This is a genomic window from Streptomyces spongiicola, from assembly GCF_003122365.1.
In the GTDB taxonomy this organism is placed as follows: domain Bacteria; phylum Actinomycetota; class Actinomycetes; order Streptomycetales; family Streptomycetaceae; genus Streptomyces; species Streptomyces spongiicola.
Genome location: NZ_CP029254.1, coordinates 1,342,539 through 1,359,845 on the forward strand (window position 1 = coordinate 1,342,539; position 17,307 = coordinate 1,359,845).

Annotated in this window: 14 protein-coding genes; 4 read left to right on the forward strand and 10 right to left on the reverse strand. The window is 72.3% G+C overall.

Annotated features, from left to right (window positions below):
* Positions 1-1,432: 1,432 nt before the first annotated feature.
* The 10 genes from DDQ41_RS05840 to DDQ41_RS05885 all read right to left on the reverse strand — a co-directional run bounded on the left by DDQ41_RS05840 (position 1,433) and on the right by DDQ41_RS05885 (position 13,453).
* Positions 1,433-3,616: a heavy metal translocating P-type ATPase gene (locus DDQ41_RS05840; protein WP_109293517.1), complete on the reverse strand. Its 2,184-nt coding sequence runs from the start codon at positions 3,614-3,616 to the stop codon at positions 1,433-1,435.
* Between the two features lie 2 nt (positions 3,617-3,618).
* Entirely contained in the window at positions 3,619-3,936 is a 318-nt protein-coding gene (locus DDQ41_RS05845) for a DUF1490 family protein (protein ID WP_109293518.1), read from the reverse strand.
* Between the two features lie 103 nt (positions 3,937-4,039).
* Positions 4,040-4,960 carry a metal ABC transporter permease gene (locus DDQ41_RS05850; RefSeq protein ID WP_109293519.1) on the reverse strand — a complete coding sequence of 307 codons (921 nt, stop codon included), beginning with the start codon at positions 4,958-4,960 and terminating at the stop codon, positions 4,040-4,042.
* Entirely contained in the window at positions 4,950-5,840 is an 891-nt protein-coding gene (locus tag DDQ41_RS05855; protein ID WP_109293520.1) for a metal ABC transporter ATP-binding protein, read from the reverse strand. Before DDQ41_RS05855 ends, DDQ41_RS05850 begins: the two co-directional genes overlap by 11 nt.
* A 190-nt stretch (positions 5,841-6,030) precedes the next feature.
* The gene (locus DDQ41_RS05860; protein WP_109293521.1) at positions 6,031-6,972 is read right to left on the reverse strand and encodes a metal ABC transporter solute-binding protein, Zn/Mn family; all 942 of its coding nucleotides are present in this window, start codon (positions 6,970-6,972) and stop codon (positions 6,031-6,033) included.
* Positions 6,973-7,229: 257 nt separating this feature from the next.
* Positions 7,230-7,985 carry a TIGR03943 family putative permease subunit gene (locus tag DDQ41_RS05865; protein WP_109293522.1) on the reverse strand — a complete coding sequence of 252 codons (756 nt, stop codon included), beginning with the start codon at positions 7,983-7,985 and terminating at the stop codon, positions 7,230-7,232.
* Positions 7,982-8,896: a permease gene (locus DDQ41_RS05870; protein ID WP_109297560.1), complete on the reverse strand. Its 915-nt coding sequence runs from the start codon at positions 8,894-8,896 to the stop codon at positions 7,982-7,984. The genes DDQ41_RS05865 and DDQ41_RS05870 overlap by 4 nt, the downstream gene beginning before the upstream one ends.
* Before the next feature lie 586 nt (positions 8,897-9,482).
* Positions 9,483-9,653: a 50S ribosomal protein L32 gene (gene rpmF, locus DDQ41_RS05875; RefSeq protein ID WP_109293523.1), complete on the reverse strand. Its 171-nt coding sequence runs from the start codon at positions 9,651-9,653 to the stop codon at positions 9,483-9,485.
* 513 nt (positions 9,654-10,166) lie between these two features.
* The gene (locus DDQ41_RS05880) at positions 10,167-12,074 is read right to left on the reverse strand and encodes an AMP-dependent synthetase/ligase (protein ID WP_109293524.1); all 1,908 of its coding nucleotides are present in this window, start codon (positions 12,072-12,074) and stop codon (positions 10,167-10,169) included.
* 521 nt (positions 12,075-12,595) lie between these two features.
* Complete coding sequence (locus tag DDQ41_RS05885; RefSeq protein WP_109293525.1) at positions 12,596-13,453, reverse strand: IclR family transcriptional regulator; 858 nt, start codon at positions 13,451-13,453, stop codon at positions 12,596-12,598.
* Positions 13,454-13,587: 134 nt separating this feature from the next.
* Here DDQ41_RS05885 and DDQ41_RS05890 point away from each other — a divergent pair, with 134 nt between their 5' ends.
* From DDQ41_RS05890 to DDQ41_RS05905, 4 genes are all read left to right on the forward strand, one after another.
* Positions 13,588-14,238, forward strand: coding sequence for an ABC transporter permease (locus DDQ41_RS05890; protein ID WP_109293526.1), 651 nt, complete (start codon positions 13,588-13,590; stop codon positions 14,236-14,238).
* Positions 14,239-14,263: 25 nt separating this feature from the next.
* A complete protein-coding gene (locus DDQ41_RS05895; protein ID WP_109293527.1) occupies positions 14,264-15,316 on the forward strand; it encodes an ABC transporter ATP-binding protein in 1,053 nt (350 codons plus the stop codon).
* Positions 15,313-16,089, forward strand: a complete 777-nt coding sequence (locus DDQ41_RS05900; RefSeq protein WP_262508368.1) for an ABC transporter permease — start codon at positions 15,313-15,315, stop codon at positions 16,087-16,089. Before DDQ41_RS05895 ends, DDQ41_RS05900 begins: the two co-directional genes overlap by 4 nt.
* A 126-nt stretch (positions 16,090-16,215) precedes the next feature.
* Positions 16,216-17,214 carry a glycine betaine ABC transporter substrate-binding protein gene (locus tag DDQ41_RS05905; protein WP_109293528.1) on the forward strand — a complete coding sequence of 333 codons (999 nt, stop codon included), beginning with the start codon at positions 16,216-16,218 and terminating at the stop codon, positions 17,212-17,214.
* Positions 17,215-17,307: the final 93 nt, after the last annotated feature.

Genomic DNA, 17,307 nt, shown 5'->3' on the forward strand with positions numbered 1-17,307 from the left:
CCCGCTCCCCCGGCGGTCCCGTCGGTCCCGGCCCCGGACCGTACGACCCGGACGGGCCACACACCCGCTCATGCCGTCCCGACCCCGGTCGGCGCGTCCGAGACCCCCACTCCCGTGGACCCGTCCCAGCCCCCCACTCCCATGGCCGCGGACCCAGCCCACACTCCGGGGGACCCGGACCCGGACCCGGACCCGACCCACACGATCCACGTCGCCACCCCGAAAGGCCCGATGCAACGCGCCCGGCCGCGGCCACGGCGGTGGAAGACCTACGGCGTCCGGGCCGCCGCCGCGACCGCCTTCGCCGTGCTCGGCGGTGTGGGTACGTCCTTCCTGCTGGCGGACGGCTCCGCCGGCCTTCCGCAGGCCGCGCTGAGCCCGGAGCCCGCGGTCTCCGGCGAGCCCCGGGACGACACCGCACCGCCGGAGGCCTCCCGTTCGCCGGAACGTCCGGCCACGCACCCCGCCAGGGGAGCCGCCCGCGGCCGGGACGGCGGTCTGCCCGCGGGCCCTCCCACCACCTCCGCTCCTCCCGGTCCTCCCGCTTCCCCCGTTTCCCCGGCTCCCCCGCCTCCCCCGGCCACCCGCGCCCCGGAGCCCGCCCCGCGCACCGCGTCGCCGCCCGTGACCGGCGAGCCGAGTGCGCGCCCCTCCACCGGCGGCCGCCCGGAGCCGTCGCCCGCGCCGACGGCTCCCGTCTCGCCGAGCCCCAGCGGCAGTCCGGTCCCCTCGCCCACGGGCAGTCCCACCGGCAGCCCCACGCCCAGCGTCACGGAGTCGCCGGCGGTCAGGTCCCTGGGAGCAGGGCCGGCGCTCCCGGCGGGTTCACGCGCGGGCTACGCCGGTGGTGCCGAACTCGCCGAGGGATGAGCTGCCGCACTCGTCGAGGGGTGACCGGCCGGCAGGCGCATCGTCCCGTGACCGATGGCGTGCCGAGCGCATACCGCCTTCGTCCTCGTGCAGCCGCCCCGGAGTCGCAGCCGGCCGCCGGGCACAGCGCCGAGTGCCCGCCGGCCACCGGGCACAGCGGTCGACTTCGCCGGTCCGCCGGCCGCCGGGAACAGCGCCCGCCGGTCGCCAGGGGCCGAGGACCGCCCGCCGCCCGCCGCCCGCCAGTCGCCGGTCGCCGGGCACCGGGCAGCGGGGACCGGGGACCGAGGACCGCCCACCGGTCGCCGTCCGCCGGGCACCAGGGCCCGAGGACCGTGGACCGGTCGCCGGGCACCGGGGACCAGGGACCGAGGACCGCCCGCCGCCCGCTGCCCGCTGCCCGCTGCCCGCCGGTCGCCGGTCCGCCGGTCCGCCGGGCACCAGGGCCCGAGGACCGCCCGCCGCCCGCCGGTCGCCAGGGCCCCGTGGCCCGTGGACCGGTCGCCGGGCACCGGCCCCCGGGGGATCGCACCGCCGCGCTGAAGCCCGGTGTGCCGGGGTGTCACCTCACCCGGCGGCCTTCCAGGGGCGCTGCCCTCAGTTCGTCGCCGGCCGTGCCCGGCAGATGCGGGGTGTGGCTGACCAGCCGGGCGGAGTTGCCGACCACCGCGATACTGCTGGTGTTGTGGAGCAGCGCGGCGAGGACGGGGTTGACGGAGCCTCCCGCACTCGCCAGCAGCCCGGCGAGGTTGACCCCGATGGCGAGGCCGTAGTTCTGCCGTACGACGCGCAGGGTGTGGCGGCTGAGTTCGACCACTGCGGCGACCTGGCGCAGGTCGTTTCCGGCCAGGGCGATGTCGGCGGTTTCGAGGGCCACGTGGGAGGAGTGCTCACCCATGCTGATGCCGACGTCGGCCAGGGCCAGCGCGGGTGCGTCGTTGGTGCCGTCCCCGACCATGGCGACGGTGTGCCCTTCGCTCTGCAGGTCGCGGATCAGCTGCAGTTTGCCCTCGGGGAGCGCGTGGGCGTGGACTTCGGTGATGCCGAGGGCGTCGGCGACGACCTGCGCCGTCTCGGGTGCGTCACCGGTGAGGAGCACAAGGCGGGAGACACCGAGGTCCCTCAGCTGCTGGATGACGGTTGCCGCGCCGGAGCGTACGGCGTCGGAGACACCGAGCATGCCGATCAGGTCCTCGTCGTGGGCGATGCAGATGACCGTCTCCCCGCCTCGCCGGAGTTGCTCGGTCCACCCCTGGGCCTCGTCGGTGAGCCGGACCCCGTGCCGGCGGAGCAGGGCCGGGCTGCCGACCAGCAGCCTGGTGCCGTCCAGTTCGGCACGCATGCCCATCCCGAGGACGACCTCGCAGGCCTGGTGGATGGGGATGTGGAGGTGCTGCTCCTCGGTGCGGGCGACGATGGCCTGGGCCAGCGGGTGCCGGGCGTGCAGCTCGCCGGAGGCGGCCAGGCCCATCACCTCGTCGGCGGTGAAGCTGTCGCTGAGCGTCACCACGCTGGTCACCAGGGGACGTCCGAAGGTCAGTGTGCCCGTCTTGTCGAAGACGACCGCCGTGACCCGGCCGACGCCCTCCAGATGGGTGCCGCCCTTGATGAGGGTTCCGCGGCGTGCCCCGTTGCCGATCGCCGCGCTGATCGCGGTGGGGGTGGCGAGGCCGGCGGCGCACGGGCAGGCGATCAGGAGCATGGTCATCGCGCGTCGGGCGTCACGTGTGACGGCATAGGTCAGCGCGGCGAGAGCGAACGAGACGGGCACGAAGCGGCGGGTGAAGCGGGCTGCCACGGTCTGGATGGGGGCGCGGTCGGACTGGGCCTCCTCGACCCGGCTGATGATCCGGCCGACCGTGGTGTCCCGCCCGACCAGGCTCGCCCTGACGTTGAGCGAGCCGGAGGTGACGATCGTGCCGGCGTAGACGTGGGTGCCCTCCCGGGCGTAGACGGGCAGCGCCTCACCGGTGATCGCCGCCTGGTCGACGAGCGCGTCACCGGAGACGACGTGTCCGTCGACCGGGATCCGGTGGTGCTCGTAGACGGCGACCACGTCGTCCGGCTCGACGTCGTCGAGCGCCACCTCGACCTCGGCGCCCTCCCGGACGAGCCAGACGCGCTCCTCGCCGATGGTGAGCAGTTCCTCGATCGCGCGCCGGGTGCGGCGGAGGGTCAGGGTCTGGAGGAACTCACCGATGTTCAGCAGCCACAGCACGGTGAGGGCCACCACGTTCTCCCGCAGGACCAGCGAGATCACCGTCGCCGCCGTGACCAGGGAGTCCGTCCCCGGATGGGCGCCGCCGCGGAGGGAGCGCAGGGCCCCTCGGAAGAAGGGCAGGCCGGTGAAGACCGTGACCGCGCCGAGGAGTCCCTGGGAGCCGAAGGCGAAGCGGGGCCTTCCCAGCAGGCGGCGCAGCGCCACGAGCGCGAGCACCGCGCCCCCGACGACCAGCCTGGCGACCTCACCGGTGGAGGAGTCGGGTGTCGAGCGGGTCGGCCTGGCGGGCGCGGAGGAGGGCGGGGCGTCGTCCAGCGCCGCCACGAGGCGGTCGACGTCCAGGAGGTCCGGCGCCATCCAGATGACGACGCTCCCGGTGCGGGGGAAGATCCGCAGCGCACGGAACCCGCTGATGCCGGTGAGCCGCTCGTCGACCATTCCGGCGCTGCCCGGGCGGTCGCGTACCCAGGGCACCGTCAGCCGGGCACGGCCCGCTGCGACGGAGCGGACGACCACGCCGGGCATGGTCAGTGCTCGTGTCCGTGGTCGTGGGCGTCGGCCTCGACCCTGACGGCGGAGGGCGGCGGGGCCTCCTCGCCGAGCGAGGTACGCGCCTCCGCGACCATGTCACCGGCCTTGAGCCGGGCCTCCTCGGTCGCCGACGCCAGCCACCGGCCGGCGACGATGCCGCTGGCGATGCCTCCGACCAGCGCCTTGCGGGCCGCTGGTGTGCCGTCGGGGAGACGCTTGGTGGCCCCGCGGATGATCAGACCGCCCACCACTCCGGAGATCGCGTAGTGGGCCAGCCGGCCGGCCGCGGCGCCGGCGAGAGCGAGGGGGTGCATGAGGTGCTCCTTCCGGTCCCTGCCGAACGACGCCTCTCATCCAGTCTGCGCCCACCCGGTCGGCGGGTGCGAGCCGGGGGACGAACGGCCTGGACGGGACCGTTCAGGCCGTTGTCTCGGCCCGCCGCGGTGTGGAGCGCCGCAGGTCCCGGGCGGCCCGGCCCCGCCTCGTCGTCGCCAGTCTGCACACCAGGTAGATCGCGAAGGAGATCGTGGTGACGTAGGGGCTGATGGGGACCGTGCTACCGAGGGCGAGCAGGATCCCTCCCTCCATCGAGACGAGTGCGAAGAGGACGCTGAGCACGGGGAGCAGCGTGGTGGAGGCGGTGATCCGCGCGGCGGCGGCCGCGGGGGTGACGAGGAGCGACAGCACCAGCAGCGCTCCGACGATCTGTACGCACAGGGCGACCGCCAGGCCCAGCACCAGCATGAACGCCAGGGACAGCGCCCGCACGGGCACCCCGCGCGCCTCGGCGACCTCCGGGTCGACGCTGGCGAAGGTCAGCGGCCTCCAGACGATCGCGAGTGCGCCGAGCACCACCAGGGAGATGGTGAGGAGCCAGGAGATCCGGGGGGTGTCGACGGCGATGATCTGGCCGGTCAGCAGGCCGAACTTGTTCGCCGCCCGCCCCTGGTAGAGAGACAGGAAGAGCACGCCGAGGCCGAGGCCGAACGGCATGACGACGCCGATGACCGAGTTGCGGTCCCGTGCCCGGACCCCCAGTAGGCCGATGGCCGCCGCCGCCAGCAGGGAGCCCACGATGGAACCCGCCACGACGTTCAGGCCCAGCAGCAGCGCCGCCGCCCCGCCGGCGAACGACAGTTCGCTGATGCCGTGCACCGCGAACGGCAGGTCGCGCCTGATCACGAAGACCCCGGCCAGGCCGCCGACCAGGCCGAGCAGGACCCCGGCCAGCAGGGAGTTGTGGACCAGGGCGAGCAGTTCGCCGTAGTCGTCGAAGTTGAAGATCCGCTGCCGGACGCCGGGGCCGTCCCCCTCGGCGGGCAGCCCGTCACCCGTCACGGGCGGCCTCCCCGTTCGGCCCGCCCTCGTGGCCGTGCGCGGTGGCGGCATCGGGAGCCCCGACGACCACGATGCGGTCGCGGGCGCGGACGACGTCGATGCGCGTCCCGTACAGCCGGGAGAGGGCGGACGTGGTCATCACCTCGTCCGCGGTCCCGGTCCGGAATCCGCCCCGGGCCAGGTACAGGACCCTGTCGACCAGTCCCAGTACGGGATTGATCTCATGGGTCACGAAGACGACGGCGGTGCCGGCGGAACGGCGCCGGCGGTCCACCAGGTCGGTGACCGTGCGCTGGTACTGCGGATCGAGGGAGAGCAGGGGCTCGTCGCAGAGCATGACCCGCGGATCGGCGGCGAGCGCCTGCGCGATACGGACGCGCTGCTGCTCGCCGCCGGACAGCCTGCCGACGGGGACGTCCGCGAAGGGCGTCGCCCCGACCGAGGCGAGCGCGTCGTCGACGCGGTGCCGGATCGACCGGGGGGTGGCCGGCAGCCCCCAGCGATGCCCGTCCACGCCGAGCCGCACCAGGTCACGGGCGCGCAGCACGGCCTGGGCGGGCAGGGACTTCTGCTGGGGGACGTAGCCGATGTGTCCGCCGCCGCGCCGGGGGACCCGGCCGAGGACCGTGACCGAGCCCGCGGTGAGCTGCTGCCGGCCGAGGATCACCCGCAACAGGCTGGTCTTGCCCGACCCGTTCGGGCCCAGCACCGCGAGGAACTCCCCGGGCCGCACGTCGAGGTCCAGGCCGCGCCAGAGCACGCGGTCGCCGTGGGCAAGGGTGGCGTCCCGCAGACGGACCACCGGCCTGCCCGGGTCGGCGTCCCCGCCGGCGGCACGGCCCGGACGGGAAAGCGGTGCGATGGCTTCGGTACGGTCCATGACGTGTCCCGCCTGCTGCTCGTCTGCCTGTGTGTCCGGGTGCTCTGCTGAGAGCGGTGCCTACGGGCTCCCCGGTCTCCCCTATGTCTCCGGCGTCTCCGGCGTCTCCGGTCTCCCCGGTCTCCCCGGTATCTCCGATGCCTCCGGTGGCTCCGGTGCTCTGTTCACGGCTGCGCGAGACGTGCCCTGTTCACGGCCGCGTGTCCAGCGCTCTCCTGAGAGCGTCGAGGTTGGTGGTCATCCAGCTGATGTAGTCCTCGCCCGGAGGGAGGGTCTCGGTGACGGGGACCACGGGAATGCCGCGGGCCCGGGCGGCCTGCTCGACCTTCTCCGTCTGGGGACCGGAGGTCTGCTCGTTGTACACGAGCGCCCGCACCCGGTCGTCCGCGAACAGGTCGAGTGTCCGCCGCAGGGTCCTCGCGGAGACGTCGTCGCCTTCCTCGACCGCTTCGCTGAAGTCGCTGGGCGTGAGGTTCCGCAGCCCGCTCGCCCGGATCAGGTAGAGCGGTACGGGTTCCGTGACCGCCACCGCCGTACCGCCGTGGTCCGCCCTGATCTGCCGTTCGGTGTCCCGGAGCGTCGTCAGCTTCTCCCGGAACGTCGCTGCGTTCTTCCGGAAGACGTCGGCGTCCGCCGGGGCGGTCGCGGCCAGGGCGTCCGCGATCCGGTCGGCGAGCTTCCCCATGGTGGGGAGGTCGTACCAGACGTGTTCGTTGAACTCACCGCCACCGTCCGGGCTCCTGCCCGACACGTCTACGGCGTTGACGACCTCCGCCCCGGAGTTCCGTGCACCCCGCAGCATCTTTCCGACGAAGTCGTCGTAGCCGCCGCCGTTCTCGACGACGACCTTCGCCCGGGACAGCTCCAGCTGGTTCCGTGTGCTCGCCTCGTACGAGTGCGGGTCCTGCGCGGGATCGCTGATGATCGAGACGACCCTGACCCGATCCCCGCCGATCTGCCGGGCGATGTCCCCGTAGACGTTGGTCGAGGCGACGACGGGGATGGCCGGATTCTCGTCCCCGTGCGGCGTGGCGTCGCCCGGCCCGGCACCCGAGGAAGTGCCGCACCCGGACGCGAACGCCAGCGCGGCAACGGTGAGGAGGGCCGTGAGACGGCCTGAGGAGACGCCCATCTGCGTCCTCCGAGCGGAAAGCGAAACCGAACCCGAAACCGAACCCAAGGCGGAAACCGAAGCCGAGGCGGAAACCGAAGCCGAAACCCGAAGCCGAAACCCGAAGCCGAAACCGAAACGGTTATCACTTGAATCATCGCACCGCCGCCTCCCGGAATCCACCGGACGGGCGTCTGCGCGGTCACGGGGACCCAGGCGACCGGATCCACCTCAGGGGACGACCCGCGTCCCGCGGATCAGCCGGAGGAACGCCGTGCTCAGCCGGCCGCGGGAGGCCTGTCGACGTAAGGGAGAGGCGGTTCCGGGATCCTGTCGACCGCGACGGCATCGAGCGCGAGCGCGGCCGAGGTGGTGCCAAGGGTGCCGTGCGGGTGCCAGGTGCCGACGACCCGCACCCAGGTGTCCGCGGGCGGTGCGGCCGCGCCGTGCACGGTGACGGCCAGCGACTGCGCGTCGGCCGCACAGCAGGAGATCAGGAGACGGCTCAGTTCCCAGTCCCCGTCCTCGCCCGGTGTGACGAACCCCTGCACGACGACGGTGCGGCCCTTGAGACTCTGCTGCTCCTCCTGCTGCACCCGGGCGATGAACTCGGTCAGGGAGAGCGGGACGGGGCCGCGAGCCGGGAGCGTCTCGAAGCTCTCGTACTCGGCGACGAGCTGCGGATTGTCCCGTGCGGCGGTGTAGGAGCCCAGTGCGGGCGGGGCGTTGAGGAGCAGGACGAGGGCGGGCGGCAGCAGAAGCCAGGCGACACCCGGTCCGCGGGTGTGGTCGTGCCCGTGGACCGGTGCCGGGTCCCGGTGAGAGGCGTCGCTCCCCTGACGGCGCGCCCGGAAGGGCAGTCCGTCCCGCCGGGCGCCGAGCAGGCCCAGGGCGCACAGCGCGATCCCGGACGCGGCGAGGTAGGGCTGCATTCCCTCTTTCACGTAGCGCAGTCCGATGTCGCTGAAGAGGGACACGCGGAGGACCCCGGCCCCGATCACGATGAGCAGTACGGCCTGGAACCGGAGTCTCACAGCAGCCACCAGCCGACGAGGGCGCTGGCCGCGACGGCGACGACCGCCGTGGCCGCGGAGAAGCGCAGGGCGAACGCCCGGCCGAAGGTGCCTGCCTGGAGGGCGATCAGTTTCACGTCGACCATGGGGCCGACCACCATGAAGGCCAGCCGCGCCGTGGGCGAGAAGCCGGTGAGCGAGGCGGCGACGAAGGCGTCGGCCTCCGAGCAGACGGCGAGGACGATCGCGAGCCCGGCGAGGAACAGCACCGACAGCCAGGGCGATCCGGAGAAGGTGTCCAGCACCGACCTCGGCACGGCGACGTTGAACGTCGCCGCGGCCATGGCACCGAGCACGAGGAATCCCCCGGCGTGCAGGAAGTCGTGCTGGAAGCCCAACCGGAACTCCTCCCACCGGCTGCGGCCGGGCCGGTGGCCGGTGTGGCGGGACGGCATGCGCAGCCACTCCGCGCGCCCGAACCTCAGCCAAAGCCAGCCCATCGCCGCCGAGACGGCGAGTGACGCGACGAGCCGGGCGGCGACCATCTCCGGGCGGCCGGGGAAGGCGACGGCGGTCGAGGCCAGCACGATGGGGTTGACGGCGGGCGCGGACAGCAGGAAAGCGAAGGCGGCGGCCGGCGCCACACCCCGCCGGATCAGACTCCCCGCCACGGGCACCGAAGCGCACTCGCAGCCCGGCAGCACGACCCCGGCCGCGCTCGCCACCGGCACCGCGAGAGCGGGCCGGCGAGGCAGCGCCCTGCTGAACACACGCTCCGGCACGAAGGCGTTGACCGCACCGGAGACCAGTGTGCCCAGGATCAGGAACGGCAGGGCCTGCAACGTGACAGCCACGCAGATCGTCTGCCAGGCCCGGAAGCCGGGATGGGCCAGCCACTCGGGCGCTCCCGCCGCCCAGGCGAGCCCGGCCACCGCGAGCACCGAGGCGGCGCCCGCGGCGAGGACGGGCGCCGCGGCGGGACCTCGCGAGTCCATGGCGGGACCTCTCGGGTCCGCGGCGGGGCCCCGCGGGTGAGTAGCCGCCACCGGCCGGGTCACCGGCTGTGTCACCCGCCGCGTTCCCGCTCGCGGGGACGTGTTCGGCTGGTCCTGCACCGACCCCCCTGGTTCGTTCGCATCGGCTCCGGCTCGTCCGGGAGGCATCACGATAGCGGTGGGACGCCCTCCTCCCGGGGCCGGCCGGCGCTCCCCGCTGTCCGCAGACGGCTGACCGCTGTCCGTGGCCCGCAGCCTGCTGCCCGTGGCCTGCCGCCCGGGTGATCCGGCAGCGCAACTCGCCCGGGTCGGGCGGTGCCGTGGCTGCGACCACCGCCCGACCCGGAGCATTCACCCGCACGGCGCGCGATCGGCGCGGTTCCCCGGGACCGTGCGCATCCGGGGCCGTACCGTCCGGCTGGTCGACTGGCCTGACTGGCTGGCTGACTGGCTGACTGGCTGATCGGACAGCCGGACGAACAGCCGGACGGATGATCGTTCGCGTGGTCGTTCGGGCGTGCTGTCAGCCCTTGGGGTGCAGCAGACCGCGCTCGTAGGCCTTGACCAGCCGCTGCGGCACCAGATAGGTCACTCCGTCGACCGTGACGGGCACGAGCTGCGACGTGGCGGCCTTCCACTGGGCGCGGCGGTGGCGGGTGTTGCTGCGGGACATCTTCCGCTTGGGAACGGCCATGGGATCGAGCCCTCTCCGGACGACGGTGCGAACTCCGGCGCACATTACATGGAAATGGAACCCATTCCCAAAATGATGCCTCCGCCGACCGCCGACCCGCCGCACCCCGCCGACGGCCACGGCTCCGGTCAGTCACCGGCCACGGCCCCACCGCGGTCGCCCCGTACCACCGCCGTCCAAAACCACCGCCGTCCAAGACCACCGCTGCCCGGTTGCCCCGCCGTCCGGAACCGCCGCCGTCCGGAACCGCCGGAGGAGTAGGCGACCGCGGGCCCCACCGCGGTCACCCCACCGCGGTCGCCCCACCGCGGTCGCCCCACCGCGGTCGCCCCACCGCGGTCGCCCCACCGCGGTCGCCCCGTGGCGGGGGCCGTGGAAGTCCCGGTGCCGGGGATGGCGCCCGTACCGAGCGGCGTGAGCCCGGAGCACGGAGCACGAAGCACGAAGCACGGCGGCCGGCCGGACGGGCCGCGCCGCCGCGCCGGGGCTCCCGGACGGCCGCGCGGCGGGTGATCAGGCCTCGCGGGAACCCTCGTACATCGCCTCGATGACCTCGGCGTACTCGCGCTCCACGACCGGCCGCTTCACCTTGAGGCTCGGGGTGAGTTCACCGTGCTCGACGTCGAGGTCGCGCGGCAGCACCGAGAACTTCTTGATGGTCTGCCACCGTTGCAGGTCGCCGTTGACCCGCTGGACGAAGCCGCCGATCAGCTCATGGACCTGCGGCGAGGAGACGACCTCGGCGTAGCCGAGGCCGTCGAGGCCGTGGGACGCCGCCCAGGGCATGATCGCGGTCTGGTCCAGGGTGATCAGGGCGGAGCAGAAGTTGCGGCCGTCGCCGATGACCATGATGTTGCCGACGAACGGGCAGATCGCTTTGAAACGGCCCTCGATCTCGGTGGGTGCCACGTACTTGCCGCCCGAGGTCTTGAACAAGTCCTTCTTGCGGTCGGTGATCCGGACGAAGCCGTCCGCGTCCACCTCGCCGATGTCGCCGGTGTGCAGCCAGCCGTCGCTCTCCAGCACCTCCGCGGTCTTCTCGGGGAGGTTGTGGTAGCCGCGCATGTTGCCGGGGCCCCGCAGCAGGATCTCGCCGTCCTCCGCGACGCGGACCTCCGTGCCGGGCAGCGGTGTGCCCACCGTGCCGATCCGGTTGTCGCCGGCGGGGTTGACGACGCAGCCCGAGCTGGTCTCGGTGAGACCGTAGCCCTCGAGGATGCGCACGCCGGCGCCGGCGAAGAAGTAGCCGATGTCGGGGGCGAGTGCCGCACCGCCCGAGACGCTGAAGCGCAGACTGCCTCCGAAGGCCGCGCGGATCCTGCCGTACACCAGCCGGTCGGCGATGGCGTGCCTCACGGCGAGCGGCAGGGGCACCCGTCGCGTCCCGGTGGCCGCCATGCTCTCCTGCCCGGCCCTGGCGTACTGCCGGGCGACCTTCGCGGCCCACAGGAAGATCTTGTACTTGGCGCCGCCCTCGGCTCTCGCCCTTCCCGCGATGCCGTTGTAGACCTTCTCGAAGATCCGCGGGGCGGAAGCCATCAGCGTCGGCCGCACGGCGGGCAGGTTGGTGATGATGCGGTCGATCCGGCCGTCCACCGCCAGCACATGACCGGTCCTTATCTGACCGGAGATCAGGGCCTTGCCGAAGACATGGGAGAGCGGCAGCCACAGGTACTGCACGTCGTCGGAGCGCAGCAGCCCTCGGGCCTCCTGTGCCACGGCCTGGTACGACCAGCAGTCGTGCACCAGGCGCACGCCCTTCGGCCGGCCGGTCGTGCCGGAGGTGTAGATCAGGGTGGCGAGTTGCTCCGGCTCGATCGCCTGGATCGCCTTCTCGACCGCGTCCGGGTGCTCCTCCAGGTACGCCGTGCCGCGTTTCTCCAACTCGGCGAGGGACAGCACCTCCAGGCCCTCGAGACCCTCCAGTCGGGGGGCGGCCTCCTCCGCGTCGAAGAGGATGGCGTGGCCCAGCCCGGGCAGCCGGTCGAGTTGGCCGGCCACCTTGGTCAACTGGGCGGCGTTCTCGGCGAAGACGGCCCGGCTGCCGGAGTCGGACAGGATGTACACCGTCTCGTCCGCATTGGTGCTCGGGTAGACGGCGGTGGCCGCCGCACCCGCGCACATGGCGCCCAGATCGGCCAGGATCCACTCCACCCGGGTGGAGGAGGAGATAGCCACCCGCTCCTCGGGCCGCAGCCCGAGGGCGATCAGGCCGGCCGCGATCGCCCTGACGCGCTCCGCGGTCTGCGCCCAGGTCAGCGAACGCCACTGCTCGGCGCCGGAAGCGCCGTCGCCGGCCTGACCGCCGATCGGCACGGGATAGCGGTAGGCCTCCCGATCGGGTGTCGCCGCAACTCTGGAGAGAAGCAGGTGCGCCACGGAGACCGGGCGGCTTTCGAGAAGGGACTGGGCGGAACTCACATCGACCTCCGGGCCCGGGGGCACGCTCAATGTCTTGTTAACCGGCAGGTAACTCGCAAGCGATTGGTCGAGACTAGAGCCAAGCCCGCCGCCGCCGTAAGGGGGAAAGCGCCCCGCCAATCCACCTGATCCCGCTTCAGATACACAAAGGAGACACCTCACCGGACCCGGGGCCGGGGGGCCGAGCCGGAGTTCGCGGTCCGCACCGGGATCGGGATCGCGGTTCGGGATCCGCGCCCGGGATCGGGATCGGCATCGGGATCGCGGTCCGGGATCCGCGCCCGGGGCCGGCCCCGACGCGACCTGCCCAGCCGGCCCGGTCGACCCAGCCGGCCCGGTCGACGCGATCGACGCGATCGACGCGATCGACCCAGCCGAGCCGGCCCGCCCGGTCGGCCCGGCCCGCCCGGCCGATGGCCGCCGGGCATGGCACCGTCGACAGCGGCCCACCGCCAAGCCCGGTTCGGATCCCGGTTCGGATCCCGGGTCGGATCCCGTTCGGATCCCGTTCGGATCCCGGTTCAGTGGGGCGGTGCGGGCCTGGCGCTCCCGGCCTGCCGGGGCGGGACGGGGGACGGCGGTCGGGAGGCGCCCTGCCCGCCGGTCGCACCGTCGTGGCCCAGCGCGTGGGACAGCTCCAGCGCGCATCGCGCGGTGAGCCTGCCCGCCGCGTCGAGGTGCCGCCCCACCCGGCCCTTGGGTGCGCCCATGTTGATCGCCGCGATGATCCGTCCGGCGTGGTCACGGACCGGGGCGGAGACGCCGACCAGGCCCGTCTCGAAGTCCTCGTCCGCCATGGCGAAGCCGCGCGAACGAATCGCCTCCACCTCCCGGAGCAGATCGCCGATGCTGCGGATGCGCAGCGTGGGCGGGATCTCGGCGAACTGCTCCTCGGTGAACCAGGCGCGCAGCACCGGCTCCTCCCAGTCCGAGACCAGGACCCGTCCGGCCGAGGTGTGCAGGACGGGGACCATCACCCCCTGCCAGCCGAGGCTGCGGAAGGCGTGCGGCGAGGACTCACTGACCAGGGTCAGCACACCATTGCCGCGAAGTACGCATAGATGTACAGTCTCGTTCAATTGCGCCACCAGTCGGCGCAAAAAGGGCGCCGAGACGGAGGCCAGCCTGGCCTCGCCGGTACGAGCCGCGAGCGCGTACAGCCGCCAGCCGATGCGGTAGGCCTGGGTGTCCGAATCCCGGTCCACCAATCCCTCCTCGGCGAGGCTCGCGAGCGCCCGAGACACCTGGCTCTTTTCCCGTCCGGAGAGTTCCGCGATCCGGCTGACTCCCAGCCCGCCCCGGGCGTGGGCCTCCTGACCTGCGAGGACTTCCAGAAATTCGATGTCCCGGCGCAGGCCGGAAAGCGGACGCGCTGCCATATCGGACTCCTGTTGCAGTATAGGCAACTCCAGTTGTCCGCCATATTACGCACGCCTACCGTTCAGCACACCGATCGGCACCCGCCCGGCACGGAAAGGCGGCACCGATCGCATGAAGGGAGTCCTCAGCGAACATGGACCGGTTTGTCGAGTACATCGATAGGCACGCCGACGATCTGTGGCAGCAGGGCATGCAGCATGCCGCCGTCGTCGGCACGGCGATCGCGATCGCCACCGTGCTCGGCGTCGCGCTGGGTGTCGCCACATGGGACCGGCCCACGGGGCGCTCCGTGGCGGTCGCGACCACGGGCACGTTCCTCACCATCCCGAGCTTCGCACTGCTGGGCCTGCTCATCCCGTTGCTGGGGCTGGGCTGGACCCCGACCGTGGTGGCCCTGGTGGTGTACGCGCTGCTTCCGATCACCCGCAACACCGTCGTCGGGCTCGGGGAGGTCAGTGCGGCGGTCCTGGAAGCGGCCCGCGGCACCGGCATGGGCCCGGTGCGCACCATGCTGCGCGTCCAGCTCCCCCTGGCATGGCCGGTGATCCTCACGGGCGTCCGGGTGTCCACCCAGCTCATCGTCGGTATCGCTGCCATCGCCGCCTATGTCGCCGGGCCGGGCCTCGGCAACGAGATCTTCGACGGGCTCTCCCGGCTGGGATCGAGGAACGCCCTCAACCAGGCACTCGCCGGGACCCTCGGCGTCGTCGTCCTGGCCCTCCTCTTCGACCTGTTGTTCTTCGCCGTGCGGCGACTGTCCACCCCGAGGGGTCTCCGTGTCTGACCACGCTTCGCCGACCGCGACCGCAATGGGAAGCAGAACCTCCACCGACTCCACCGACTCCGCCGACTCCGCCCGCTCCACCGACTCCACGGACTCCACCGACGGCGTCCGGCACGGTGCGCGCATCGAGCTCACCGAGGTGACCAAGGTCTATCCGGGACAGGAGGAGGCCGCCGTCGAGTCCTTCTCGATGGTGATCCCCGCCGGGGAGCTGGTCTGCTTCATCGGGCCCTCCGGATGCGGCAAGACCACCACCATGAAGATGGTCAACCGGCTGATCGAACCGAGCAGCGGCCGCATCACCATCGACGGCGAGGACGTCCTCTCGCTCAACCCGCACGAACTGCGCCGCAGGATCGGGTACGTCATCCAGCAGATCGGCCTGTTCCCGCACATGACCATCGCGGACAACATCGCCCTGGTCCCGCGAATGCTGGGCTGGGACCGGCGCAGGAGCGCCGAGCGCGTCGACGAACTGCTGAACCTGGTCGGTCTGGACCCCGGCCGCTACCGCTCCCGCTATCCGCGCCAGCTCTCCGGCGGCCAGCAGCAGCGGGTGGGCGTCGCCCGGGCCCTTGCCGCCGACCCGCCGGTGATGCTGATGGACGAGCCGTTCGGGGCCACCGACCCGATCACCCGTGAGCGGTTGCAGAACGAGTTCCTCGCGCTCCAGCAGCGGCTGCGCAAGACCATCATCTTCGTCACCCACGACTTCGAGGAGGCCCTGCGGCTCGGCGACCGGATCGCGGTGCTCGGGGAGCGGTCCCGGATCGTCCAGTACGACACCCCCGAACGCATCCTCGCCGCTCCGGCCGACGACTACGTCAGGTCCTTCGTGGGCGGGCAGGCCGCCATCAAGCGACTGGGCCTGATCCGCGCCGGCGACCTGGACCTGCTGCCCGCCGGATCCGGTGACATACCGGCCGTGGCCGCCGGTGCGACGCTGCGCGACGTCCTCGACGCGATCGTCGCACACCGTGCCGAGCGCGTCGCCGTCCTCGGCACGGACGGCACCGTCCTCGGCGAGCTGGACTTCGACTCCGTCGCGCTGGCGGCCGACGGAAGAGGTGTCCGGTGACCGCGGTCAGCACCCACGTTCCGGTGTCCGGCCGGAAGAACAGGGACAGGGCCGTCAGCCGGTTGCGCTCCGTCGGCACGCCCGTGGTGGTCGCCGCCGCCCTGCTGGCCGACTACCTGTGGGTGCAGTCGATGCAGCTGGACAGCATCGAACAGCGCACGCTCAACAGCGGTTACCTGGTGGCAAGGACGACCGAGCACCTCAAGCTCACCGTGATCGCCACCGTGCTCATCATGGCCATCGCCGTTCCCCTCGGCATCGTGGCCAGCCGGGTCCGGGCCCGCTGGGTCCCGCCCGTACTGCTGGGCCTCGCGAACATCGGCCAGGCCACCCCGGCCATCGGCGTCCTGGTCCTGCTGACCATCCTGTACGGACCCGGCTTCGGTGTCGCCATGACCAGCCTGGTCGCCTACTCGGCTCTCCCGGTGCTCCGCAACACCCTCGTCGGCATCCAGCAGGTCGACCGCTCGCTGATCGAGGCCGCCCGCGGCATGGGCATGAAGCCCGCACAGATCCTGCTGAGGATCGAGCTACCGCTCGCCGTTCCGGTCATCCTGGCCGGACTGCGCACCGCCCTGGTCTTCTGCGTCGGCGTCGCCACGCTCGCCACCTTCGTCAACGCCGGCGGTCTGGGCGACATCATCGTCAACGGCATCAAGCTGGACCGGACCGCGGTTCTCGTCACCGGAAGCGTCGTCACCGCGTCCATCGCCCTGCTCGTCGACTGGGCCGGCGGCCTGGCCGAGCAGGCCCTCAGGCCCAAGGGCATCTGATCCCCACCCCCCTTCCACCGCGGTGCCCGTACCACCCCGCGACACCGCGGCCCCCGCACCACCCCCGCACGCCACCTCCCACGGTCACCTCCCCGTCCCCTCGCACGCCCGCACAGGAGTACCGCCATGTCTTCCCGCACACCCTCCCGCGCTTCTTTCCGCACCCGCACCCGCACCCCACTCGCCCTCGCAGCCTCACTCGCCGCGGCCTCGCTGGTCCTGACCGCCTGCGGCGGAGGCGACAGCCCCAAGGCCGCCTCCGGCTCCGCCGGAGGCGCCCTCGAGGGCGCCTCGTTCACCGTGGGCTCCAAGGACTTCTCCGAGCAGATCATCCTGGGCCGCATGACGGTCGAACTGCTGGAGGCGAACGGCGCGGACGTCACCGACAAGACCAACATCAAGGGCTCCGCCGGCACCAGAAAGGCCCTGGAGTCCGGTGACATCTCGATGTACTGGGAGTACACCGGCACCGGCTGGATCACCTATCTGCACCAGACCAAGCCGATCGCCGACCAGCGTCAGCAGTTCGAGAAGGTCGCCTCGGACGACCTGACGAAGAACGGCATCGCCTGGATCGACCCGCCGGCCCCGCTGAACAACACGTACGCCTTCGCGATCCGCGAGGACAAGGCCGCCGAACTCGGCGTCAAGTCCCTGTCCGACCTCGCCGCACTCAGCAAGGACAAGCCGCAGGAGGCGACCTTCTGCATCGAGAGCGAGTTCTCCACCCGCGACGACGGCTTCCCGGGGCTGGTGAAGGCGTACGGCATCAACACGCCCAAGGCGAACGTGAAGACGCTCGACACCGGCCTGATCTACACCGAGACCGCCAAGGGCTCCACCTGCAACTTCGGTGAGGTCTTCGCCACCGACGGGCGCATCCCGGCCAACAAGCTGGTGGTGCTGGAGGACGACAAGCACTTCTTCCCCGTCTACCAGCCGGCGCTCACGCTCAAGCAGGAGACGCTCGAGAAGCACCCCGAGCTGAAGGACATCTTCGCGCCGCTCGCCGAGAAGCTCACCACCGACGAGATGCAGAAGCTCAACGCGCTCGCGGACGTCGAGGGTGAGGACCCGGAGGACATCGCACACGACTGGCTGGTGGACAACGGCTTCGTCAAGTAGCCCACAGGCGTCCCACCGGCCCCATGGCCCGGCGCCACCCGCACGGGGCCGCGCCGGGCAACCGGAACAGCCCCGTGCGGCCCCGAGGCATCC